Source organism: Vibrio sp. 1249-1 (assembly GCF_033340495.1).
Map to the genome: position 1 here is coordinate 102,600 of NZ_JAWOWJ010000004.1, position 24,453 is coordinate 127,052.

A 24,453-nucleotide genomic window follows, 5' to 3' on the forward strand; every position below is an offset into this window, starting at 1 on the left:
TGTTCTTATTGGATTTATTCTGGTTGGCTTGCCGACGCGTAGACGACAAACTCCACCAACATCTCTTCTCGCGCTAACCCTGCAACCACCATGGCGGCGCGATTTGGGTACGGCGCTTCAAAATATTCCGCGTACACTTGGTTAACGGTCTTTAAGTATTCTCTGTCGGTCACATAAATCAGGACCTGCAACACCGAGTCCAAAGACTCCCCTGCACACTCCAGGGTGTGAATGAGATTGTTAAAGGTTTGACGTGTTTGTGCTTCGATACCGCCTTCCACAACCGCGCCTGTGTCATCAATAGGAATTTGAGCCGTATACAGGGTTCCGTTGTTGACTATCGCCCATTCAAGCGGCGCTTTAGAAGCAAATAGACTGGTTTTAACTGGGTGTTTTTTAGTAGGAGTATTCACGTGCCTTTCAACCTTTGTAACAACTTTGTTTCAATATGGTTAAATGATGCACATTGACAGGCGATAAATCTAACGGTAAATTTTTGACATTTGATAAGTTAAACTTATCGCTCTATTTAAAATAACGTAAATAAAGGGATTAAGAGGCATTAGGGATGAGTATTAAGCTTCAACAATTAATGCATTTTGTGATGGTAGTCGAGGAAGGAGGCTTTCGAGCCGCTTCACATCGTGCAAATCGTTCTCAGGCGGCACTGTCAACATCGATAAAAGAGCTTGAAAGAATTCTAGGGCAAACGCTGTTTGAACCCGGAAACAAAACCAAATTGACCCCGTTTGGTGAAATTTGTCTTCCCAAAGTGGTTCAGTTTCTCAATATCTACAGTGCACTAGACAACGATCTCAAAGCAGCCGCTGCCGGACAGCAAGGGAGAGTGCGAATTGCGAGCGTTCCTTCTGTTGCAGCGAAGCTCATTCCTAGCGTGTTGGGCGCCTTTTGCGAACAGTATCCAAATGTAGAAGTAAGCTTGATAGACGATAATGCCGCTGGCGTCGAGGCTCGCCTACTCTCCGGTGAGGTCGACTTAGCGCTCGGTAACCCCTCTCACCTCGATGAGGGCGGCATTGACTTTACGCCGCTGTTAGCCGATCCAATAGGCGTGGTGTGTTTAAAGGACAACCCTATTGCGAGTCATCCAGAAGGAATCGAGTGGCAAACTTTGTTGGAACAACCCTTTATCCGTAACGGCACTTGTACACTTCTCGATCCAACCCCAGCAAGAGCTCTGAGTCAGCAAGCGCTCTATTCGGTCGAAAATATTACTTCGCTGTTTTCTGTCTTAGAACTTGGGATTGGTGTCACGACCCTACCTAAGCTTGCTTTCCCAACCAATGAAACACGCTTGGTTTGGATTCCGCTTATCGATCCACCACTTGAAAGGCAAATTGGTATATTTACGTTAACCGATCGCACGATCTCGCCTCAAGCTAAAGCATTTCACGATCTTTGTGTGCATTATTTAAACTATCAAAAAGAAGATAAATAATGGTTCGATTAACATGCGGATAATTAAAAGCCTCCATATTCAGAGTGGAGGCTAATTTGTATTTGTGTATTCGCTTCGTTCTATTTTTTGCGACGATTTCGGTTCTTATACACCACGCAAAAGTTACCACGCTTGGTACGACACTTTGAGCAACGTTCACAATCTACTGGTGCGCGATTGCCTTCTTTCCAACGTTTGATCAACTGTGGCTCAGCCAATAAAGGGCGTGACACAGCAAAAAATTGGATATCTGTGTTTTCTGCAATTTTCTCAATCGCATCAATGTCGCTCAGCCCGCCGACAGTAATCACCGGTATGCTAACGTCCTGGCTGATCACGTGACCATATTCGTGAAAGTAACCTTCTTCTTGTAGTGTGTAACCATCGAACGTTTGACCAACAAGTTCGTTTGCTTTGCCGTGAACATTGCCAGATACGATGATCGCATCAACGCCTATTTCTTCAAGTTTCTTGCAGACGACGCGAGTTTCATTGAACGTTAAACCGCCGTCAAAGAACTCTGTTGCCGTCAGTTTAACGAGGATGGGAAATTCGCTTCCAACCAGCTTTCTGGTTTCAGAATAAATTTCTAAAAGAAAGCGCATGCGATTTTCTAAGTCACCACCATATTCGTCTTCGCGACGATTATAGTACGGGCTTAAAAACTGGTTAATTAAATAAGTGTGCGCCGCATGAATCTCTACGCCGTCAAAACCAGCGTCTTGAGCACGTTTACTCGCCAATGCGAATGCCTTTACGATGTAGTCTATTTCGTCCTTTGTCATCGCTTTGCCTTGCGTATTTGTACCACGCTCAGGCACGTCACTCGGAGCGAAGATGACACGCTCACCGACGTTATGGGTGGTTTTGGTGCCACCGTAAGCAATTTGCATCACGATTTTAGAATCTTGTTGATGTACTAGCTCTGTTAGCTTTTTGTATTCTTCAATAAAAGAGTCGTTGTAGATCCCCATCATACCTGCGTTGGGTTTCTCTTCTTCAACGATATTGGCATAACCCGTGACAATAAGCCCAACCTCCCCTTTCGCAAGCGTTTCGTAAATATCGTAAAGCTTTGCCGTCATGTGACCATCTTCGGTCGCCATGTTCTCCCACGTTGCGCTTCTCACAAAACGGTTCTTTAGGGTCATGTTGCCAATGCGGGCTTCGGAAAACAAAATGCTCAAAACCAGTCCTCTTAAAGTTGTCTTTATGTTTTATCTTTTCGCAAGTAAACAAGAACGAAAAAGGAACAGCGATACACGATGTATGGCTGTTCCTTCTCTGAATCCTTGAGACCTGCAAACTACAGGCGCACCTTAATGCCTCGGAGACGACAAAACTTTAATCTGGGTTAAGGTTTAGTGAGTTTTTAGATTATGTAAAAGGATGATTCTTAATCGTGTTCATTTCACTGGAGTTAAGATGCTTCCTCACCCACTTTCAGTCGTAAAACTTTTGTATTTCGCTAGCTGGTGATTCAACTTAAACATTCACATTGTTAGTTTGTATGCTGCTATGGGAACTAGCACTACCCCAAATGTTTACATTACAAACTATCGATATTGAATTCTCATATGGTAAGTAGAGTTATTGCGCTGTTTATACTTTTAGCTTAATCGTCGCTATCTCTTGGCATTATTACGCGTCAGCGGAAACGCGCGATCTACTATGTTTTACACACTGGTTGTTTTTGCTTTTAGATATGAATACGTGATAGTGAAGCTAGAGGAGGAACAGGGAAAATAAAGGACAATAGAAAGTTAAATGACCTTACTTCTAGGTAAGGTCATTCATGCATTCAGCAGCAAAAGATATTGGCGCGTAGCAAACGCTTAGGTCTGGTTGTTACAGAGCTAGAGGAATCAACTCGACACCAAGCACACCACTGATCCCCATCACCACTAGCAGTGAGACTTTAAACACCGACTTTGACCAAGCGATGTAGTTGTTCTCATCAATGCTGCGAAAGGTCACTTTCGTCCACATAAAGCAAACAACCGCTGCAACCGCTAAGTATTCATACCCGGCTTCACCTAGTAAAAATAACCCCAATGATGCTGCCCCAAAAGCCACGACATACGCTTTCATGTGTCGATGCGCTTTATGAATACCTTCTTTAACTGGCAATACGGGAATCCCGGCTTCTCGGTAGTCTTGCATGCGGAACATGGCAATGGCATAAGAGTGCGGCATTTGCCAGAGACAGAACATGGTAAAGAGTAAAATCGCTTCCAAGCTAATGAAGTTTGTTACCGCTAAGTAACCCACCAATGGCGGAACTGCGCCTGAGATACTTCCCACTAAGGTTCCATACACCGAGTTACGTTTGTACCACATCGTGTAAAAGAACACGTAATACACGTAGCCAAGCAACACGACGACAGCGGATAGTGGATTCACTCGGATAAATAAGAGTGCGGTTCCTACCAGCAATAAAGCAAGTGCATAAACAAACGCAATATCGATATTGATGTTGCCTTTCACTGTTTCACGATTTCGTGTACGTGCCATCTTTTGGTCGATATCACGATCGAAAATATTATTCACCACACAACCTGAAGCGATGACTAACCCAACACCAACTAACGTCGTAACGAACAACATTAGACTGGCTGGTTCTGTTTTTGCGGCGAGGAAGAACCCCGCCGCAACAGAAATCAGGTTGCCGAAAATAATGCCCGGTTTAGTGATAGACAAATAACTTTTCAGCATACCTTGGCCTACAACTTCATGTTGACGTTCATGTTGTAGATGATCCATACCGAGCCAGCGATAAGGATAAGTACAACAATGGCGGTAAACATCAGTGATACAAGGTTCCAACGTCCGTCGGATGTTTTTGTTTCCATGTGCAAGAAGTATTTAAAGTGAACAAATATCTGCACTAATGCACATCCAAATAGAATCGCATAGGTCGTTGTATCTGGTAATGATTTCGTCCAAACAAAGTAGAACGGAATTACCGTCAGAATCAGTGAGGCAATAAAACCTTTCACGTAATCTGACGAACTGGTTTCTACATGTTGATCCATTACATTACCCCCAGTAAGTAAACGATGGTAAAGACACAAATCCAAACGATATCTAGAAAGTGCCAGAATAGGCTTAAGCAGTTAAAGCGCATTGCCATATTGTCGTTCAGACCTTTCGTCGACAGTTGATGGTATGCTACCGCTAACCAAATCAGACCAAAGGTTACGTGCAGGCCGTGCGTACCAACCAACGTAAAGAATGCCGACAGGAATGCACTGGTTTGTGGGCCATAGCCTTCTTCAATCAGGTGATGGAATTCATAGACCTCCATACAGATAAAGCCAAGACCAAGCGCGAACGTGACTAACATCCAACGTTTGAGACCAGCAACGTTGTTGCGCTTCATCGCGATAATGCCAAAACCAAATGTGATACTGCTAAACAGCAGCAGCATGGTTTCGACAAAAACGAATGGGAGTTCGAAAATGTCTTTACCTGTTGGGCCCGCAATTGAATTGCTCGACAGCACAGCGTAAGTCGCGAACAAGGTCGCAAACAGTACACAGTCACTCATCAGGTAAACCCAGAAGCCAAATAGCTTGTTGCCATTCGTGTCATGGTGGTGATCATGGTCGTGATGTGCTGCGATATTAGTTTGCATACGTCACCTCCAGATCATCTTTACTTTCGCTGTCTTTCACTGAGTTTTTCTTCGCTTCTTCAAGCTGAGCTCGACGTTCAGCCTCAATTGCTTTGATCTCTTCAACTTCCACGTAGTAATCCACATCATCGTTATAGCTATGCTGAATACACGTCACGATAATACCGACCAAACTTGCCGCCGCTAGCCACCAGATGTACCAAATCATGCCGAAGCCAAATAGGAGCGACCAAGCCGACACGTAGATGCCTGTTGCCGTGTTTTTTGGCATATGAATACGTTCGTATTCCACTTCTTTAGTTGGATCGAACTCGCCACTTTGTTTCTGGTACCAGAAGGCATCCAGCACATCACCTTTTGGTAGGTGCGCAAAGTTGTAGAACGGCGGTGGAGACGATGTTGCCCACTCAAGAGTACGACCACCCCACGGGTCACCAGTTAGATCACGGTTTTGCTCGCGGTCACGGATACTCACGTAAATTTGGATGAACTGAGATAATACGCCCAGCGCAATCACAACCGTACCTGATGCGGCAATCGACAACAGTGGGAAGTATTCTGGGTTGATGTCTTGGCTTAAACGACGAGTCATCCCCATGAAGCCCAGCGCGTAAAGCGGTAAGAACGCCATTAAGAAACCAATAATCCAAAGATAGAACGCGCGTTTGCCCCAAGTTTCATTCATGGTGAAACCGGTCGCTTTCGGGAACCAGTAAGTGATCGCAGCGAAACATCCAAACACCACACCACCGATGATAACGTTGTGGAAGTGAGCGATAAGGAATACTGAGTTATGCAGAACGAAATCTGCGCCCGGAACAGCCATTAGTACGCCCGTCATACCACCAACAGTAAAGGTGATCAGGAAACCCACCGTCCACATCATTGGCGTCGTAAAGCGGATGCGGCCTTTGTACATCGTGAATAGCCAGTTGAAGATCTTCACCCCTGTTGGGATAGAAATGATCATCGTGGCAATACCGAAGAAGGCATTTACGTTCGCGCCAGACCCCATCGTAAAGAAGTGGTGTAGCCAAACGACAAAGGCAAGAATCGTGATAACTACGGTAGCCCAAACTAGCGATGTGTAACCGAACAACTTTTTACGTGAGAAGGTTGCGGTGACTTCTGAGAACACACCAAAAATTGGCAAGATCAAGATGTACACTTCTGGGTGACCCCAAGCCCAAATCAGGTTGACGTACATCATTACGTTGCCGCCAAGATCATTGGTAAAGAAGTGCATGCCTAGGTATCTATCCAGCGTAAGCAGAGCGATAGTCACCGTTAGGATTGGGAATGAAATGATGATCAAAATGTTTGCACACAGAGACGCCCAAGTGAAAACTGGCATCTTCATCATTGGCATAGACGGTGTACGCATACGCAAAATGGTCGCGAAGAAGTTCACGCCTGTTAACGTCGTACCAACACCTGATATCTGCAGCGCCCAAATCCAATAGTCGACCCCGACTCCTGGGCTAGCCTCAATACCTGAAAGCGGCGGATACGCCAACCAGCCGGTACGACCAAATTCACCTAAGCCGAGAGACATGTTTGTTAGGATGACACCTACAACAAACAGCCAGAAGCTCAAGTTATTCAGATACGGGAAAGCTACGTCACGCGCACCAATCTGCAATGGCACGATGATGTTCATCAGACCAATGACCAATGGCATCGCTACGAAGAAGATCATGATCACGCCATGGGCAGTAAAAATTTGATCGTAGTGATGCGGTGGTAAGTAACCTGCTTCACCCGCAGAAGAAAGGAGTTGCTGACTACGCATCATGACTGCGTCAGCAAAACCACGAACAAGCATCACCATCGCTACTGCGATGTACATGAAGCCAAGTTTTTTATGGTCTACTGAAGTAAACCATTCATTCCAAAAATATTGCCACTTTCCGGCTTTGGTCACCGCGTAAACTACGGCTAAACCAACCAGCGCCACAACCGCTAGGGTGATGACGATAATAGGTTCGTGGAATGGAACTGAATCAAGAGTTAATCTTCCAAACATTACGATTATCCTTGGTTTTCAGGCAAACAGTTCATTGAACCAGGATGCTGAGTCACAACGTCGGTGAACAAGAACGGAGGAACGCTAGAGAACAAAGTGACTGGCTCTGCGATACTTGGCGCTGCCAGTGAGCTGTATTGCTCCCAATCTTCAATACGATCAGGGCTCGCCTTCACTTTCTGCACCCAATTTAGGAACGCAGCACGATCAGACATTGCTGAAGCTGTGAACTTCATTTGCGAAAAGCCTTCGCCGCTGTAGTTCGATGCAAAACCCTTGTAGTCACCTTCGTGGTTCGCTATCAGGTTGAGCTTGGTTACCATTCCTGGCATCGCGTAGATCTGTGTACCTAAGCGAGGGATGAAAAACGCGTTCATGATGTTGTCCGAAGTCAGTTTGAACTGCACTGGCACGTCTTTCGGGAACGCCACATAGTTTACCGTCGCAATGTTTTCTTCTGGATAGATGAACAACCATTTCCAATCGAGTGACACCACTTCGATGGTCATTGGTTTAACATCACTTTCCAATGGTTTGGAGGGCTCTAGTTCATGAGTCGAACGCCATGTGATCGTCGCAAGAATCGCAATGATGATGATTGGAATTGTCCATACCACCACTTCGATTTTGGTCGAGTGTGACCACTCGGGTGCGTACTCTTCTTCAGTGTTAGAGGCGCGGTATCGGTAAGCGAAGTAAATCGTCATTAAAATCACAGGGATTACAACGATCAACATCAGCAAAAGAGCAGTAATAATTAACTCTTTTTCTTGCACACCAATGGCACCTTTGGGGTCAAGTAAAGCTGAATTACATCCTGAGAGCATAAGTATGACGGACGCCAAACTTCCCCTCGACAAGATGCGTTTATATCTTGAGGCTTCCATTAACTTTCTCGATGGTTGTCTGGTTTCAAAGCAGATGCCAATCAAAGTAAATAAGAGCTCACAAATTGCGCAGAGGTAATGTATGAGAACAAGAAGAAACTTCGATAAGTAGTTATTCTACTTACAATTTTTCAACTTCGTCATCAAGCATTTAACCAGCTAGAATGAACCGTTATTTACTACGATACGATTGGTACCAAGCCAAGAACCAGTTGTTATAGTCATTAGAATGTTTATGTGTTGAGCATGAGTAACGTCGGGCTCAGAGCGAAACAAAACGGAATTGAGTGGAGATCAAAACCACACTCTTAGTGTGAGTTTATTGTTACACTTTGAAACACTATGTTACATTTGGCGCATTATGAGGAGTAAAAAGTTAAAGCTCATTAGCCACAACTGGAAACTAACCTTCCATTAATGGAAGTTACACACTTTAAATCGAATAGTAACCTCAACACGAATTTCTCGTGCTTCAACAATTAATTATTTAAAAACAAACAGTTGAAACTTAAAATTGATGAGACTGACTATCAACTTCATTTACGCAGATAGCCTTAATGAGAAGCGGAAACTAAAAAACCAAAAGTGTGATCAACATCAAATTAATGATTTCACTTAATATTTGAGTGGTATTTACATCTCTTTATTGGATTGTGAGAAATCATTCTCAAGGTAAATCCAAACATAAGTTGTAAATACATTTGGGCTGCGCAGAATGAGCACTCCACAACATAGAAAATGTTGAAATGGAAAGAAACTTATTATTCAGGTCTATCAGAGCCTTATTTCAGTGGTCACTTACATACGAATACCGCCATCCACTTCTAAAACCCTGCCAGTAAAGTAATCACTCTCAATAATGTATTTTACTGCATGCGCGATTTCGCTTGTTTCGCCCATCCTGCCAACTGGGATCATCTTTTCTAATCGCTCTATGGCTTCGGGTTTCATTTGCTCTGCCATCGCGGTGTGTACTACACCTGGTGCAACCGCCGCCGCACGAATACCGTATCTTGCGAGCTCACGGGCCCATGTTGTCGCCATGGTCGCGACCGCCGCTTTAGATGCAGAATAATTGGTTTGTCCGATATTCCCTGCTCTCGCAACACTAGAAATATTGATGATAACGCCTTGGGAGCCACTCTCAATCATCTTGACGGCCGCTTCACGCCCACACAAAAATGTTCCTGTCACGTTAACGTTCATGACCAAATTGAATTGATCCAAAGACATCTTACTGATCACGCCATCTTTTGCTTTTACAAGTAACCCATCTCTTAACACGCCAGCGTTATTGACTAACCCATTGAGTTGACCAAAATCTTGGATAATCGCTTCAAACGTGGTTTCAACGTCGATTTCGTTGGTGACATCCACTTGATATGTCAACGCTTTCGCACTCAGCATTCGACACTGCTCTTGTGTTTCCATTAAGCCACTGGCGTTTACATCCAACAACGCTAAATCAGCGCCAGCTTGAGCAAGGGTAATGGCCATCATTTGCCCAAGCCCCTGCCCTGCTCCTGTAATGGCAATAACACTACTTTTTATGTCCATATTGGTGCACTCCATAACTCGTAATGTTCTCTATCTCAACCAGTCTAAGTTGGCCGAAATGATGCGCGTTTTAGGTCACCATCTCAGGCTGGTTTGTCACAAAACTCGGTCTAGCCTTTCTTACTCTTGTATAACTCAAATAAGCTTGAGAAATCGAGCTCGCCGTGGCCGCTCGCGTTGTGGAAAGAATATAAGTTGCGCGCTAACGACCCCATCGGAACCGAAGAATGTGTTTGTAACGCCGCATCTAACCCCAAGCCGAGATCTTTTAGCATGAGTTTGCTCATAAAGCCCGGTTGGTAATCGTGACTAGCTGGCGCACTGTCCATCACGCCTGGGCAAGGATTGTAAAGCTCCAATGCCCAATTTCGGCCAGAGCTTTGCAGCATGATGTTTGATAGCACTTTTGGATCGAGTCCATGATCGATACCTAGGTTTAATGCCTCGCACGTACCAGACATTAAAATGCCGAGCATAAGGTTGTTACAGATTTTCGCCATTTGACCATCGCCTGCTTTGCCAGCATGGAAAACATTTTTTCCCATATACTGCAAAATCGCATTGGCTTTAGAAAACGCTTGATCCGAACCACCAACAATAAAGGTTAATGTCGCCGCTTTCGCGCCAGCAACGCCTCCCGAAACGGGCGCGTCGACAAACAACACACGTTTATTTGCCGCTTCATTGGCGACTAATCGCGCAGAGTCCGGATCAATGGTTGAACAATCAATCATCAAGGTACTTGGCGAGACAAGATTGAGGACACCTACGCCACCATGTAAGTCACCAAGATACACGGAACGAACGTGAGACCCTGCTGGTAGCATCGTGATGACTGTGCTAGCACCATCTACTACCTCTTCGATAGAGCTCGCCACCACGGCACCAAAAGGTACTAGTTGCTTTGCGGCTTCGCTATCGACATCGAATACTTGCACGTTAAATCCAGACGCGAGTAAGTTTTGCGCCATAGGATGCCCCATTCTTCCTAAACCGATAAATGCGATGGTACTCATGATCATTCTCCTTATTGACCTAGTGTTTGTTCACCCAAATCAGCAAGCGGATGTTCGTCATCCGGCCAAAGTGAGGTAAACAAGGTATCGATGATATCTTCATCGACTTCACTGACATTGTTAAACATCCAGTTAGGTTCGCCATCCCGGTCAATAAGCCGAGAACGGACGCCCTCTTTAAACTCACCTAATAAGGCACTGCGAACCGACAAACTCAACTCTAAACGGAAGCAATCTGCAAGCGGTAAGCTGTGGTACTCTTTCACTTGTCTAAAGCAAATATGCGCGGTGATCGGACTGCCCGATGCGAACGTTTGTTTCGCGTTTTCTATCCACTGGCTATTCCCTTCGATAGTCATGATTCGCTGTGCTATCGCATTAAGATCAAAGCCTTTGCACGCTTCCTCTATCTGATCTAAGTATGGACAAATTTGCGTGGTTGGTTTGCTATCAATAACCTGTTCTTCCATTAATTTTAGTAGCGCAGTTACCAACTCTTTCGCATCTTCTTTGCCCCACTGGAGCCGCTTTAGCTCATCCAGTAAGGTGGGATACTGCTCTTCCAACAGTAACCAATCGGCCAAACCAATAGTGACAGCGTCACTTGAATTTACCATTGAACCTGTCAATCCGAGGAATAAGCCCACTTGCGGATCTATCTGGCTTAAAAACCACGTACCTCCCACATCAGGATACAGTCCGATATTGATTTCTGGCATAGCAAGGCGTGATGTTGTTGTCACAACTTTATGGCTGGTTCCCATAAAAAGCCCCATCCCACCGCCCATTACAATACCTTCTCCCCAACCGATAATAGGCTTGTTGTAAGTGTGAATGAGATAGTCACACTCATACTCCAACGAGAAATAGTCCGTACAGAACTCTACGATTTTTTCTTTGCTCTCGTTATGCATGACATGATACATAGCTCGAACATCACCACCAGCACAGAATGCTTTTTCTCCAGCGCCAGTGAGTACCACACAAGTCACATGCGGATCGTCTTGCCACTTGACAAGCTGATCGTTAAGTTGGACTAACATGTTATACGTCAATGCATTCAATGAAGCGGTGTTGTCTAACGTTGCGATACCAATGCGGTGCACGCCATCTAAGCACTCTATTTCACTGATGGTTACCATCCCTGCCATGTGGCCTCCTATCGGTTTTTCCATTGCGGTGGGCGTTTTTCTAAAAAGGCGCGAACACCCTCAACTTGATCTTCCGTATCAAAAAGATTCAGAAACAACTCTCGCTCTTTCATTAAGCCGTGTTGAAGTGGCGCAGAGCGCATATTTTGAATGAGCGCCTTACATGCGGCGACAGAAGATGGCGACTGGTTCGAAACAGATTCAGCAAGCTCCAGCGCTTTACTTAAAGCTTCACCTTTGGGAACCAACTCCTCAGCCAAGCCTAGTTCTTTTGCTTTGTCAGCGCTGACTTGTTCTCCACATAAAATGATGCGCTTTGCCCAGCCTTCTCCTACTAACGCTGTGAGGTTTTGGGTACCGCCAGCGCAGGGCAAAAGTCCGACTTTGGCTTCAGGTAAAGCAAGTACCGCTTGCTCTTCAACTACTCGAATATCACAAGCTAATGCCACTTCTAACCCTCCGCCCATGGCGTAACCATTAATGGCGGCAATGGAAACACCACGGAATTCCGAGAATGTTTCAAACGCTTCACCAAAGCATCGCGCCATGTCTAACGCAACCGCTTTGTCACCATCAGAAAATAGCTTGAGATCAGCACCAGCAGAGAAAAACTTGTCTCCACTGCCAGTTAAAACCAATGAATAGACCTGCTTATCATCGTTAAGTGTGAGTATCAGCGACTTCAGTGCCTTGAGGCTCTCTGCTGTCCACGTATTGGCTGGCGGGTTGTTCATTGTCACCACCGCAACGTGATTAGTGATCGTATGTTGAATGGCTGCTTGGGTTAATGGCATATCTGAATCCTTTCTCAATGAGCAAATCCAATACTTCGCTACAGCAAGGCCGATTCCTCAGAGAGCAAACGGCGCGCGATGATCAAGCGCATGATTTCGTTCGTTCCCTCCAGAATTTGATGCACACGCACATCTCTGAAATGACGCTCCATTGGATACTCTTTGATGTAACCATAGCCGCCATAAAGCTGCAGCGCTTGGTCGCAAACCTGAAAGCCCACATCGGTTGCGAACCGTTTTGCCATCGCGCAATAAGCCGTGGCATCCGGGTCATTTCGGTCGAGTTTACTGGCGGCATAGCGCACCAACTGCCGCGCAGCCACTAGCTCTGTCGCCATGTCTGCCAATTTGAATTGTAAGGCTTGAAACTGCGCAAGCGGCTTGCCGAACTGCTTACGTTCTTGAATGTACCGTGCCGCCTGATTAAGGGCCTGTTGAGCCGTACCGACGGAGCAGGTCGCAATATTTATACGCCCTCCATCAAGCCCTTTCATCGCAAAGACAAAACCTTGCCCTTCTTCGCCCAGTAAATGGCTAGCTGGAATAACGACATTTTCAAAAGTAACCGCTCGTGTTGGTTGGCTGTTCCAACCCATTTTGGGTTCTTTGCGCCCATAGCTGATACCACCTGTTTGAGCAGGAACAACAAATGCAGACACGCCTTTGGCACCCGCTTCTCCGGTTCGCGCCATCACGACCAAAACATCTGTCTCTCCTGCGCCAGAGATAAAGGTTTTGCCACCATTCAACACGTAAGTATCACCTTTTTTGCTCGCGGTTGTGGTCAACGAAGCGGCATCCGATCCCGCATTAGGCTCGGTTAAGCAATAGGAGCCTAACCACTCCCCCGTAACTAATTTCGGACAGAACTGCGTTTTGGCTTCATCGGTAGCAAAACTGGCTATCATCCAACTCACCATATTGTGGATAGTCATGAAAGCGGTCGTCGACGTACAGCCCATTGAGAGTTGTTCAAAGATAATTGACGCATCCAAACGGCTTAACCCTAAGCCGTCATGTTCTTCTGGTGTGTAGAGACTGAGAAACCCCAGTTCCCCCGCCTCTCTCAATACGTCTTTGGGGAAAATCTGCTTTTCATCCCACTCCGCCGCCATCGGTGCTAAACGCTCATCGGCAAATTGTTGAGCGGTATCGGCAAATGCACGTTGATCTTCATTAAGTTCAAAGTCCATAAAAGCTCCTTTTATTCACTCAGCGCAGTTGGATGGTCAGATTGGGCCCCGTTGGAATATCGTCATCAAACCAACGTGCCGTCACCGTTTTAGTCTCGGTATAAAAACGTACCGCTTGTTTACCATACGCATGTAAATCACCATAGAAACTGCCTCTCCAACCAGTAAAGGAGAAAAATGGTAAAGGGACTGGAATAGGCACATTGATCCCAACCTGACCGACTTGAATGTCATGCTGATATTTTCTCGCAGCAGCGCCATTAGCCGTAAAAATGGAAGTGCCGTTCCCGTATGGGTTGCGATTCACCAACTCAATGGCCTCTTGCAACGTTTCGACTTCCATACAAACTAAAACAGGGCCAAATATCTCTTGCGTGTAAATCGACATGTTCGCTGTTACACCGCTAAACAAGGTTGGGCCAATCCAGTTTCCATCGGGAAAGCCTTCCACTTCACACTGACTGCCATCGAGTTCACACACTGCGCCTTGTTGTTTGCCATCTTCAATTAGGTCCAATACGCGTTGTTTAGCTTGCTCACTGATCAGTGGGCCATAAGCAGCTTGCTCATCGTCCCAAGGCCCTGGGTGTACTTTCGCCATTGCCTGTTTGAGGTCTGTAATCCATTGTTTTGAATCGCCGACAAACACCGCAACAGAAATCGCCATACAGCGTTGCCCCGCAGCCCCAACGGAGGCTCCGATTAGGTTATTCACCACTTGATCTTTGTTTGCATCAGGCATGATCACCATGTGATTCTTTGCACCAGCAAAAGCTTGAACCCGTTTAAAATGTTTAGTCCCTGTGGTGTAGATATAACGGGCAACGGGAACCGAGCCAACAAATGACACCGCTCGAATATCAGGATGAGCCAGAAGAAAGTCGACTTGCTCTTTGCGGCCATGAACGATCTGCAACACTCCTTTCGGCGCGCCAGCTTGCTCAAATAGTTCAGCTAAACGAATAGAGGTCAACGGCACTTGTTCGGAGGGTTTAAGCACAAATGTATTGCCCGCAGCGATAGCGATTGGGAACATCCACAACGGAATCATGGCAGGAAAGTTAAATGGCGTAATGCCGCAACACACACCTAGGGGCTGAATCATTGAGTAACTATCAATATCCGTGGCAACGTTTTCGACGGTTTCGCCCATCATGTTGCTGGCAATGTTTGCCGCCTGCTCAACAACCTCTATGCCTCGCCACACATCGCCTTTAGCATCCGCTAAAATCTTACCCGTTTCATGAGAAAGCAGTGTGGCAAGCTCATCATGATGCTCTTTGAGCAAGTGCTGATAACGCAGCATAACTCGGGCACGCTCGGGTATCGCCACTTTTTTCCAAGATTGGAATGTCTCTTTCGCATTATCAATGGCGGCTTCCATCTCGTGCTCTGTGGAACATGGAACGTACGCAATGACATCATTAGTGGCGGGATTGGTTACCTCAACCCAATACGATGTTTGAGATTCACGAAACTCGCCACCAATAAACAAGGGAACCAAACGAGTCATCATTTACTCCTTTCTAATTTCAATTAAAGCGGTATTTCAATGCCTATCGCCGTGGCTTCTCCACCACCGATACAAAGTGACGCAACACCCCGCATCACTTTTTTGGCTTCGAGATCACCATTGGTGCCTAACGCTTGTAGCTGACGCAAACTGTGAATCAATGTCACCAGAATTCGTGCGCCACTAGCCCCTATTGGATGCCCAAGCGCACAGGCTCCACCTTTAATATTTACTTTGCTCGTATCAAGCCCAAGTTCCGCCACCGCTATTTGTGTCACGACGGCAAAGGCTTCATTGATTTCCTGCAGGTTTTCTGGCATGTGTAGAGTGCGCCTTGATGATCGCAAGTGGTTTAAGCCCCTGATGACGCGCAGTGTCTTCATCCATAAGCACCAGAGCCGCCGCGCCATCTGAAATGGCACTCGAATTAGCAGCGGTCACCGTACCTTTTTCATCGAATGCAGGTTTGAGTTGAGGAATTTTACCAAGGTCAATCGAGCGAGGGTGCTCATCGTAGTCCAGCACCGCTTGTTCTGACTTGGTATTGAGTGAAACCGGCGAAAGTTCATCGGCAAACAAGCCTCGCTCTTGAGCTTCCAACGCACGTTTTGCCGACATCACGGCCCATTCATCCATTTGCTCTCTGGTGAACTTAAGCCTGTCAGCGACTTGCTGAGCATAAACACCCATTAAGTGCCCTTCGTAAGCATCTTGTAGCCCATCGAGAAACATGTGGTCATACGTAGACTGGTGCCCCATGCGCATTCCCTTTCTCGCCTCCCTCAGCAAATACGGCGCATTGGTCATACTTTCCATACCACCAGCAATGGCAGAGCGAATCGTTCCAGCTTTAATGAGATCGTACGCTAACATGACGCTCTTCATGCCAGAGCCACACACTTTGTTAATGGTGGTGCACCCTACGCCCAAAGGAAGATCTGCCCCCATAGATGCTTGCCTAGCAGGAGCTTGTCCACACCCTGCTGGAAGCACACATCCCATGAACACTTCATCCACCGAAGTCACATTCACTTCGTGCATTGCCGCCTTGATCGCCAGTGCGCCTAATTGAGGAGCAGAGTAAGTTTGCAACTTACCTTGAAAGCGCCCAATTGGCGTTCTTTTCGCGCTGACAATCCAGATGTCTTTTCCCATGATTCGCATTCCCTTAAGGTATATGTGAACACTTGGCAGACTGATGACACCCTACATAGAATTACTCACCAAGCGCCACACCAGCCTTTATCGCCTTTTTCACTAACAAACTTTCATTCCGCGATTTCTTGACGTTTACGTAAGCATAGCACTAGCCTTTACAATGAGATGAAAAAACACACCAAGCAGACGTTTATATTTCAAAGTTGATGTTCGGCCTTCCCATTTAAGGTTCGATTTCCAGAAACTGGATTTTTATTCGAGGTAAGTATGTTATGGAAAAATACAAGATCAGTGACCTCGCCAAGGAGTTTGATATTACTACTCGCAGTATCCGGTTTTATGAAGACGTGGGTCTGATTGAACCAGAGCGAAAGGGCAATATGCGCGTTTATCAACGCAGGGATAGAATTCGCCTCAAACTGATTTTAAGAGGGAAACGACTCGGTTTTTCGTTGGCAGAAATTCGTGAACTTTTCGAGCTCTACGACATGCAACAAACCGAAGGACAGTTATTGAAAATGCTCAATATCATTGAAGAGAAACAAGCCGTCCTACAGCAACAACTCAACGACATCAGCGTCGTTATGGCAGAGTTGAATGCCGCTAAGGAGCGTTGTATTCAAACACTCAAAAGCAAGCAGACATAAACGCTATACTCAATTAGCAACACCGCTACAGGCTTTTCCACCTTACCTCTGATACCGGGAGACGTTATGAAAAGCACCTATACCCCACTCAATTTCGGACTTGGTGATACCATCGATATGCTCCGAGAACACGTTAATGCCTTTGCTACGGAACATATTGCGCCCATCGCCGCTGAGATAGACCGCGATAACCAGTTCCCGAATCATTTATGGCCTTTGTTGGGAGAAATGGGGTTGCTTGGTGTGACCGTCGATGAAGAGCTTGGTGGTGCAGGCATGGGATACCTCGCTCATGTTGTTGCCATGGAAGAAATCAGCCGTGCCTCTGCGTCTGTCGCTTTAAGCTACGGCGCTCATTCTAACCTGTGCGTCAACCAAATCTTTCGTAACGGCACGCCTTCTCAACGCGAAAAATACCTTCCAAAACTCATTGATGGTACGCACGTTGGCGCCCTAGCGATGAGTGAGCCCAATGCCGGTTCAGACGTGATAAGCATGCAACTGAAAGCGGAGAACAAGGGCGACCATTTTGTACTGAATGGCAACAAAATGTGGATAACAAACGGGCCCGATGCTGACGTAGTGGTGCTTTACGCTAAAACGGATGTCAGCGCAGGTTCACGTGGCATTACCGCATTCATTATTGAACGTAACTTCGCAGGTTTCACTCATGCTCAAAAGCTGGACAAACTAGGCATGAGAGGCTCGAATACTTGCGAACTTGTATTTAACCATTGCGTAGTGCCAAAAGAGAATATTCTTGGCGAGTTGAATCAAGGCGTCGAGGTGTTAATGAGTGGGCTGGATTACGAGCGCGTCGTCCTCGCTGCCGGACCACTCGGGATAATGCAAGCTTGCATGGACATTGTGGTCCCGTACGTACATGAACGAGAGCAGTTTGGAAAATCCATTGGCGAGTTTCAGTTAGTTCAGGGCAAGATCGCCGATATGTACTCTCGAATGAGTGCAGCAAAAGCGTATGTATATACCGTCGCAGCGTCTTGTGATCGAGGTAACGCAACACGCAAAGACGCCGCTGGCGCGATTTTGTACAGTGCAGAACTCGCCACACAAATGGCACTCGATGCAATACAACTGCTCGGTGGGAATGGCTACATCAATGAATACCCTGCTGGTCGTTTGCTACGTGATGCAAAGCTTTATGAAATCGGCGCGGGTACCTCAGAGATTCGCCGCATGTTAATAGGCCGAGAACTGTTCGAAGAATCTCGCTAACGGAACATACGACAAGGAAGTCATTATGGCCATTATCAAAAGTAAAACTAAGCCAACTGACGAGTTATTTCTTTCCAATAAAGCTGCGATGGAAACGTTGGTCACTCAACTGAATCAACACATCGATACCATCAAACAGGGAGGCGGTGAAAAAGCCATTCAGCACCAGAGGCAAAAAGGAAAGCTCCCAGCCCGAGAACGCATCGCGCGCTTGCTTGATGACAACACTGACTTTCTTGAAATCAGCCAGTTTGCCGCCTGGCAGGTGTATGACGAAGCGATCCCATGCGCTGGCGTTATCGCCGGCATTGGTATCATAGAGGGAATTCAATGCATGGTTATCGCCAACGATGCTTCGGTAAAAGGTGGAACCTACTACCCACTCTCGGTAAAAAAACACCTAAGAGCGCAAGAGATTGCCCAACGTTGCCAACTCCCCTGCGTGTACTTGGTGGACTCCGGTGGCGCAAATCTCCCTCATCAGTCCGACGTCTTCCCCGACAAAGAACACTTTGGTCGCATTTTCTTTAACCAAGCGAGAATGTCAGCGAAAGGCATTCCCCAAGTTGCTGTTGTGATGGGGCTTTGCACTGCTAGGGGCGCGTACGTTCCTGCCATGGCGGATGTGTCCATTATGGTTAAAGAGCAAGGCACCATTTTTTTGGCGGGGCCACCTTTGGTGAAAGCGGCCACTGGCGAAGTCGTGACGGGTGAAGAGCTCGGCGGTGCAGACGTGCATTGTCGGAAATCTGGTGTCGCAGATTATTACGCTGAAAATGATGAACATGCCCTAATGCTTGCGAGAGAAGCCATTGCCAATGCCAATAGAACAAGACCTGTTAAGCCAGAAAACACCGTACTTCCTCCCCGCTACGACGCAGAAGAAATCTACGGAATCGTGAATGCAAACTTACGACTGTCATTCGACGTTCGAGAAATTATTGCCCGCATCGTCGATGATTCTGATTTCGACGAATTCAAATCCTTGTACGGCAGAACGCTAGTGTGTGGCTTCGCTCGTATTCAAGGACACTTGATTGGTATTGTGGCAAACAACGGTATCTTGTTTTCTGAATCGGCACAAAAAGGCGCGCACTTTATTGAGCTGTGCGCCAAACGGAAAATACCGCTTCTCTTTCTCCAAAACATTACCGGCTTTATGGTCGGAAAAAAGGTTGAAGAAGAAGGCATCGCAAAACATGGCGCCAAGTTAGTGATGGCCGTCGCTTGTGCTGACGTGCCGAAGTTTACCGTGATCATCGGTGGATCGTACGGCGCTGGTAATTACGGCATGTGCGGCCGAGCGTATGATCCAACCATGATGTGGATGTGGCCGAACGCGCGTATTTCTGTGATGGGCGGAGAACAAGCAGCAGGCGTTTTAACACAAGTTCGAAAAGACGCGAAGGAACGTCAGGGGGAAGCGTGGTCAGAGCAAGAAGAGCACATTTTTAGAGAATCGATCATAGACTTGTATGAAACACAAGGACATCCCTATTTTGCGAGTGCTCGGCTATGGGATGACGGAATTATTGACCCTAAAAAAACGCGTCAGGTGTTGAGTCAAGCGTTAACGGCAGCATTAAATGCCCCCATTCCTGATAGCGAGTTTGGCGTCTTCAGAATGTAAACATCCAAAGATGAATTAAGGAAGTTAGTATGCAGGAAATGCAACCAAGCATTATTCCCAACGCCCAAAGGCAAGATGATGTTCTTTGGCATGTCGATGATAATGGCGTAGCGACCATTACCCTAAACAGAACAGCTAAACACAATGCTTTTGACGCTTGTACGATCGACTTGCTGATCCACCGCCTAGATTATCTCGCTTTACGAACGGATGTGCGGTGCTTGGTATTAAGAAGTAACGGCAAGCACTTTTCATCCGGGGCCGATTTGAATTGGATGCAGTCGATGGCCGACAGCACGAGGCAAGATAACTTCGTTGATGCCCAAAACTTGGCAAGACTCATGGAAACATTAGATTCGTTCCCTCAACCCACCATCGCAGTTGTTCAAGGTTCCGCTTATGGTGGTGCTTTAGGGTTGATTTGTTGTAGTGATATCGCCATCGCAAGCCAAAGTGCCAAATTTTGCTTAAGTGAAGTTAAGCTTGGTTTAGTTCCAGCGACCATTGCGCCTTACGTCATGCGCGCGATGGGGAATAGACAAGCTAGACGCTATATCTTAAGTGGTGAAGTCATTTCAGCCGAAGATGCCGAACGGTTTGGTATTGTGCACGAAGTGAAAGAAGCCAAACAGCTTGAAAATGCGGTCGATAGTGTAATCAAGACGTTGCTACTTAATAGCCCAGATGCGATGCGTAAAGCGAAAACTCTCTGCCATCAATGTCATCAAAACCCCATCGATCAACAACTGATTCACTATACTAGCAAGCTCATTGCGGACATTAGAGTATCACCCCAAGGTCAAGATGGGCTGCAAGCGTTTCTTGAAAAACGAAGCCCAAGTTGGGTAACCAAATCACAGGACAAGTAATGCTGCCTTCCAAAGTAAATATTGTCGAAGTAGGTCCACGAGATGGATTGCAAAATGAATCTCCTGTTGCGACCCAGACTAAAATCCGGTTGATCAACTTACTCTCTGATACTGGGCTAACGCATATTGAGGCGGGCTCTTTTGTTTCGCCCAAATGGGTGCCACAAATGGCGGACTCAACAGAGGTCATGAAAGCAATAACAAGGCGAAATCATGTTACTTATTCTGCCCTGACACCAAACCTAAAAGGCTTCGAACAAGCCTTGGAGGCTGGTGCCAATCAGGTCGCAATTTTCACTTCATCATCAGAAGGATTCTGCCAACACAATATCAATTGCTCGATTGCAGAAAGTTTAACTCGCTTCGAGCCTGTAATGCGATTAGCCACCAAACACAGCATCCCTGTTCGAGGTTATCTATCCTGCGTTGCAGATTGCCCTTACGACGGTCCAACAGCCCCTAAACAGGTGGCGAGCGTGACCAAATCGCTCATCGATTTAGGGTGCTATGAAGTATCTCTAGGCGATACAATCGGCACAGGCACGCCAAATCGAATTGCTGCTATGCTGGAAGCCGTCATGTTGGTTGCACCTCTTCCCCAGCTTGCTGTCCATTTCCACGATACATGGGGACAAGCTCTCACCAACATTCATCAAGCCTTGAGTATGGGCATCAATACCATCGACAGCAGTGTCGCTGGGCTGGGTGGATGTCCATACGCTCATGGCGCATCAGGAAATGTCGCAACGGAGGATGTACTATATTTATGCCAAGGGTTAGGAATAGAAACGGGGATCGACTTAGAGCTACTGGCTAAAGCTGGCTGGATGATCAGCGAAGAGCTGGGTCGGCAGCCTACATCAAAAGTGTCATTAGCATTGCGTAACCGCGTATTATCACTTTCGTAGAAGGCCATCCGGCACCTCAAATTCTCCCAACCCAAGTTAATTTGCTCTACTTTCGAGTTGGGAAGCGAAACCGCCCGCCAGTACGATAAATAATTAGAGAAAATAAGATAAGCACACAACCTACTAGTTTATTTGCCGTTAGCACTTCGCCATACCACAGCACGCTCAGAATAACCGTCCAAACTGGTTCTAATATCATAATTAGAGCAGCGTTACCTGCCTGAACAAATTTTTGCCCCATGGTTTGCATTACGTAACGCAAGCTCGTCGCTAATAAGGTACTCAACGCAAACCACCACCAAATAGAGGAGTCCACCTCTGCCGGGAAAGATTCCATAAAAAATGAAACCAACAAACCTAAACAACCTGCTGAAAAAAGTTGCACGCAAGTAAGCAGCAACACAGGTAGTTTTTGAGAGTATTTGCTGTTCACATTAAAATGAAGCGCCAAAACCAGTGCTGCACCAAGAAACCACAATTGACTGGCCGATTGTTTCCAGCCACCAACTAAAGAAAGACAAGCGAGACCTAATACAGCGATAGGCAAAGAAAGCCAGAAAATTCGTTGTGGTCGTTGACGAAACATAACCCATGCAACAATCGGCACAAACAGCATGGAAAGGCTCATGATAAATGCGCCTTCCCCGAGAGTATCACTGATAGAAATGGCGTAAATCCATGTCATAACGGCACTGCCTAACAGGAGTCCGACACCACTAGCAGATAACACATCTTTTAAGTTTGCTTTCAGCAAAGGTCGGTAACATAGAGGCAGCAAGCAGAGCGAAGCGATTGTAAATCGCGCCCCAATAAAGCCAAAAGGTGGTAAACCCTGTATTGTTTCCTTAGAGAATATCCAGCCAAGTGCCGCGATCATCGTCGTCGCAACCAGAATAACCGTCGCTTTGCGTTCTGAGTTAAACATAAGTACTCACAAAATATGGAACACACAATAGCGCAGCAAGAGAGTTTTACTGCGCTACTGTGTAAATTTGAAAGGGGTTTGTGTCGAGCGAAAAAGTGAAAGCCCGATCCTCTCCTGTATTGTTGTCACGCAGATTGAAGTTCTGCTTCTAGATACATTAAATGCAGGCAAAGTCTTAAGGCAAGCCTTTTCGCATACTAAATTACTTTAGCATTCTATACAGCAAGCAAACTGGCTAAAACCTGTACGGGGTGTCGAACTACCCCTCCTTCAAAACGCTTAACTTGACTGCGGCAGGAGTAGTATTGCGACTTCAACGCTCCTCAATACAGGTTGAATAAGGTGAATTGCTTTTTACCCATCGCCCCTACAATGAAAACCTATTGATTAACTACAACGAGCGGTTAAATTGCTCCACGGCCTCTACAACACGGCTAGCGCCATCTTGTATTTCATTCATCACATTGCCTGCTTTTTCAGAGAGCTCTAGCGTATCTAGTGCTTCTTTTTGGCATTTAGCGATCAGCTTAACTGCGTTATCTGTTCGCTGTAGGTTTTCACTGACCATTGTGACAATTTCATCGGTGGTTGCATTGGTTCTTGTAGCAAGCTGTCTGACTTCATCAGCAACAACGGCAAAACCTCTACCATGCTCACCCGCACGAGCCGCTTCTATCGCCGCATTTAACGCCAATAAGTTAGTTTGGTCAGCGATACCACTGATGCTATTTACCAACTCGCTAATACGCGATGAGTGCGCTTTAAGCTCGTCAATCGCGGTGTTCGCTTGCTGCATTTGCTCGGAAAGTATCTGCATCTTTTCTAACGTTGAGCCTATAACCTCTTGCCCTTGCAGGGTTTGTGTACCAGTTTCTTGGGAGATTTCGTTCGCCAATTGCGCAGCCTGGGCCATTTTCTGTTCCTGCATCACCTGCTGGGTAATATCTGTCGCGAACTTAACGACCTTGTAGAGCTCTCCTCTGTCGTTATGGATAGGGTTATATGAAGCCTCTAGCCACACCTCTTCACCATAACGGTTAACTCGTTTGAATCGCTCTGATGAAAATTGCCCTTTTGCTAAACGTTGCCAAAACTCACGGTAAGCTTGAGAGCTCGACTCTTCCTGATCACAAAACATGCGATGATGCTTCCCTTGAATCTGATCAAGCGTATAACCCATTGTGTTTAGGAAATTATCGTTGGCTTTTAAAACATGGCCATCTAATGTGAACTCAATCACCGCCATAGAACGACTTAATGCATTTAGCATGTCCTCTTGCTCACGGGATGATTTGATCGTTCGCGTAAGTTCAGAAGCAAAAACAAAAAAGCTTTCTACTTCTCTGCGCTCATTTAAAACAGGCTGGATAATCGTTCTTAACCAGGCTTCCTCACCATTACCTTTCTGTACTTGCAATGCCCCATTCCAGAACACTTTATCTTGGACGGCTTTCTTCATTCGATGAAAGTGGTCTGTATTGCGCGAATTTGACGGTACCAATTCAGTAATTGATTTCGTTAAGATCTCATCATCATGTAAGAAAAGTTCTTGCTGTAGTTTGGTATTTGCAGAAGTAATGAGGCCTTTACTATCCAATGTTAAGCGGATCATCTCTTCATCTAAACTGGTTTGGATTTGCTGCAGGATTTGCAACTCCTGCTTTAATCGTTGATTTTCTTGTTGAAGCGACTTATTAAAAAACATGACTTTCTCTCATTTGACCGACCTTCGGACTAGTCAAAGGTTTATTATTTGTATACCGAATAAACTGCAAGCGGCAAAATCGTTTGGTTGCATATTCAAACGCGATTTCTATTTCTTATAAAAGGATTCTCGCTGGGAATAC

The 24,453-nt window shown here is 46.1% G+C and carries 21 protein-coding genes and 2 pseudogenes; 6 read left to right on the forward strand and 17 right to left on the reverse strand.

Translation table 11 applies throughout. From position 1 onward, the window contains the following. Positions 1-14 precede the first annotated feature (14 nt). Positions 15-413 carry a RidA family protein gene (locus R7Z50_RS09430; protein ID WP_005375789.1) on the reverse strand — a complete coding sequence of 133 codons (399 nt, stop codon included), beginning with the start codon at positions 411-413 and terminating at the stop codon, positions 15-17. A 155-nt stretch (positions 414-568) separates the two neighbouring features. Here R7Z50_RS09430 and R7Z50_RS09435 point away from each other — a divergent pair, with 155 nt between their 5' ends. Beyond that, complete coding sequence (locus R7Z50_RS09435) at positions 569-1,459, forward strand: LysR family transcriptional regulator (RefSeq protein ID WP_104970091.1); 891 nt, start codon at positions 569-571, stop codon at positions 1,457-1,459. A gap of 80 nt (positions 1,460-1,539) precedes the next feature. On the opposite strand, the gene R7Z50_RS09440 is transcribed toward R7Z50_RS09435, so the two are convergent. From R7Z50_RS09440 to R7Z50_RS09500, 13 genes and pseudogenes are all read right to left on the reverse strand, one after another. After that, on the reverse strand, positions 1,540-2,646 hold the full coding sequence (locus R7Z50_RS09440; RefSeq protein WP_053303714.1) for an NADH:flavin oxidoreductase: 1,107 nt from the start codon (positions 2,644-2,646) through the stop codon (positions 1,540-1,542). Positions 2,647-3,307: 661 nt separating this feature from the next. Further along, positions 3,308-4,222, reverse strand: a complete 915-nt coding sequence (cyoE, locus tag R7Z50_RS09445) for a heme o synthase (RefSeq protein ID WP_047100930.1) — start codon at positions 4,220-4,222, stop codon at positions 3,308-3,310. Continuing rightward, complete coding sequence (gene cyoD, locus R7Z50_RS09450; RefSeq protein WP_005375783.1) at positions 4,183-4,494, reverse strand: cytochrome o ubiquinol oxidase subunit IV; 312 nt, start codon at positions 4,492-4,494, stop codon at positions 4,183-4,185. Before cyoD ends, cyoE begins: the two co-directional genes overlap by 40 nt. Continuing rightward, positions 4,494-5,096 (reverse strand): cytochrome o ubiquinol oxidase subunit III, encoded by a 603-nt coding sequence (gene cyoC / locus R7Z50_RS09455; protein ID WP_005375782.1) that lies wholly within the window; start codon positions 5,094-5,096, stop codon positions 4,494-4,496. Before cyoC ends, cyoD begins: the two co-directional genes overlap by 1 nt. Beyond that, entirely contained in the window at positions 5,086-7,122 is a 2,037-nt protein-coding gene (gene cyoB, locus R7Z50_RS09460; RefSeq protein WP_318149041.1) for a cytochrome o ubiquinol oxidase subunit I, read from the reverse strand. Before cyoB ends, cyoC begins: the two co-directional genes overlap by 11 nt. Before the next feature lie 5 nt (positions 7,123-7,127). Beyond that, positions 7,128-8,009: a ubiquinol oxidase subunit II gene (gene cyoA, locus R7Z50_RS09465; protein ID WP_005388604.1), complete on the reverse strand. Its 882-nt coding sequence runs from the start codon at positions 8,007-8,009 to the stop codon at positions 7,128-7,130. Positions 8,010-8,807: 798 nt separating this feature from the next. Beyond that, complete coding sequence (locus R7Z50_RS09470) at positions 8,808-9,566, reverse strand: SDR family oxidoreductase (protein WP_005375778.1); 759 nt, start codon at positions 9,564-9,566, stop codon at positions 8,808-8,810. A 110-nt stretch (positions 9,567-9,676) separates the two neighbouring features. Next, entirely contained in the window at positions 9,677-10,582 is a 906-nt protein-coding gene (gene mmsB / locus R7Z50_RS09475; RefSeq protein ID WP_005375775.1) for a 3-hydroxyisobutyrate dehydrogenase, read from the reverse strand. 11 nt (positions 10,583-10,593) lie between these two features. Next, positions 10,594-11,733, reverse strand: a complete 1,140-nt coding sequence (locus R7Z50_RS09480; protein WP_206969245.1) for an enoyl-CoA hydratase/isomerase family protein — start codon at positions 11,731-11,733, stop codon at positions 10,594-10,596. A gap of 8 nt (positions 11,734-11,741) precedes the next feature. After that, positions 11,742-12,527, reverse strand: coding sequence for an enoyl-CoA hydratase (locus tag R7Z50_RS09485; protein WP_318149042.1), 786 nt, complete (start codon positions 12,525-12,527; stop codon positions 11,742-11,744). 38 nt (positions 12,528-12,565) lie between these two features. Further along, positions 12,566-13,720, reverse strand: coding sequence for an acyl-CoA dehydrogenase family protein (locus R7Z50_RS09490; protein ID WP_206952828.1), 1,155 nt, complete (start codon positions 13,718-13,720; stop codon positions 12,566-12,568). Positions 13,721-13,739: 19 nt separating this feature from the next. Continuing rightward, positions 13,740-15,233: a CoA-acylating methylmalonate-semialdehyde dehydrogenase gene (locus R7Z50_RS09495; RefSeq protein ID WP_318149067.1), complete on the reverse strand. Its 1,494-nt coding sequence runs from the start codon at positions 15,231-15,233 to the stop codon at positions 13,740-13,742. Positions 15,234-15,256: 23 nt separating this feature from the next. Then, positions 15,257-16,388: pseudogene (locus R7Z50_RS09500) on the reverse strand (thiolase family protein). Between the two features lie 275 nt (positions 16,389-16,663). Here R7Z50_RS09500 and R7Z50_RS09505 point away from each other — a divergent pair. The 5 genes from R7Z50_RS09505 to R7Z50_RS09525 all read left to right on the forward strand — a co-directional run bounded on the left by R7Z50_RS09505 (position 16,664) and on the right by R7Z50_RS09525 (position 21,681). Then, entirely contained in the window at positions 16,664-17,038 is a 375-nt protein-coding gene (locus R7Z50_RS09505) for a MerR family transcriptional regulator (protein ID WP_017821195.1), read from the forward strand. 66 nt (positions 17,039-17,104) lie between these two features. After that, positions 17,105-18,274, forward strand: coding sequence for an isovaleryl-CoA dehydrogenase (locus R7Z50_RS09510; RefSeq protein WP_169628816.1), 1,170 nt, complete (start codon positions 17,105-17,107; stop codon positions 18,272-18,274). Positions 18,275-18,299: 25 nt separating this feature from the next. Then, entirely contained in the window at positions 18,300-19,904 is a 1,605-nt protein-coding gene (locus R7Z50_RS09515; RefSeq protein ID WP_318149043.1) for a carboxyl transferase domain-containing protein, read from the forward strand. Positions 19,905-19,933: 29 nt separating this feature from the next. Beyond that, entirely contained in the window at positions 19,934-20,773 is an 840-nt protein-coding gene (locus R7Z50_RS09520) for an enoyl-CoA hydratase-related protein (RefSeq protein WP_206969244.1), read from the forward strand. Then, positions 20,773-21,681, forward strand: a complete 909-nt coding sequence (locus R7Z50_RS09525; RefSeq protein ID WP_085568956.1) for a hydroxymethylglutaryl-CoA lyase — start codon at positions 20,773-20,775, stop codon at positions 21,679-21,681. Before R7Z50_RS09520 ends, R7Z50_RS09525 begins: the two co-directional genes overlap by 1 nt. Positions 21,682-21,727: 46 nt before the next feature. Here the strand turns inward: R7Z50_RS09525 and R7Z50_RS09530 are convergent, their stop codons facing one another. The 3 genes and pseudogenes from R7Z50_RS09530 to R7Z50_RS31570 form a co-directional block, all read right to left on the reverse strand. Next, positions 21,728-22,606 carry a DMT family transporter gene (locus R7Z50_RS09530; protein ID WP_047100918.1) on the reverse strand — a complete coding sequence of 293 codons (879 nt, stop codon included), beginning with the start codon at positions 22,604-22,606 and terminating at the stop codon, positions 21,728-21,730. Between the two features lie 391 nt (positions 22,607-22,997). After that, a complete protein-coding gene (locus R7Z50_RS31565; RefSeq protein ID WP_372036153.1) occupies positions 22,998-23,534 on the reverse strand; it encodes a methyl-accepting chemotaxis protein in 537 nt (178 codons plus the stop codon). Continuing rightward, positions 23,532-24,311, reverse strand: a pseudogene (locus R7Z50_RS31570) (PAS domain-containing protein); the annotation flags it as partial. The pseudogene R7Z50_RS31570 and the gene R7Z50_RS31565, both read right to left, overlap by 3 nt. Positions 24,312-24,453: the final 142 nt, after the last annotated feature.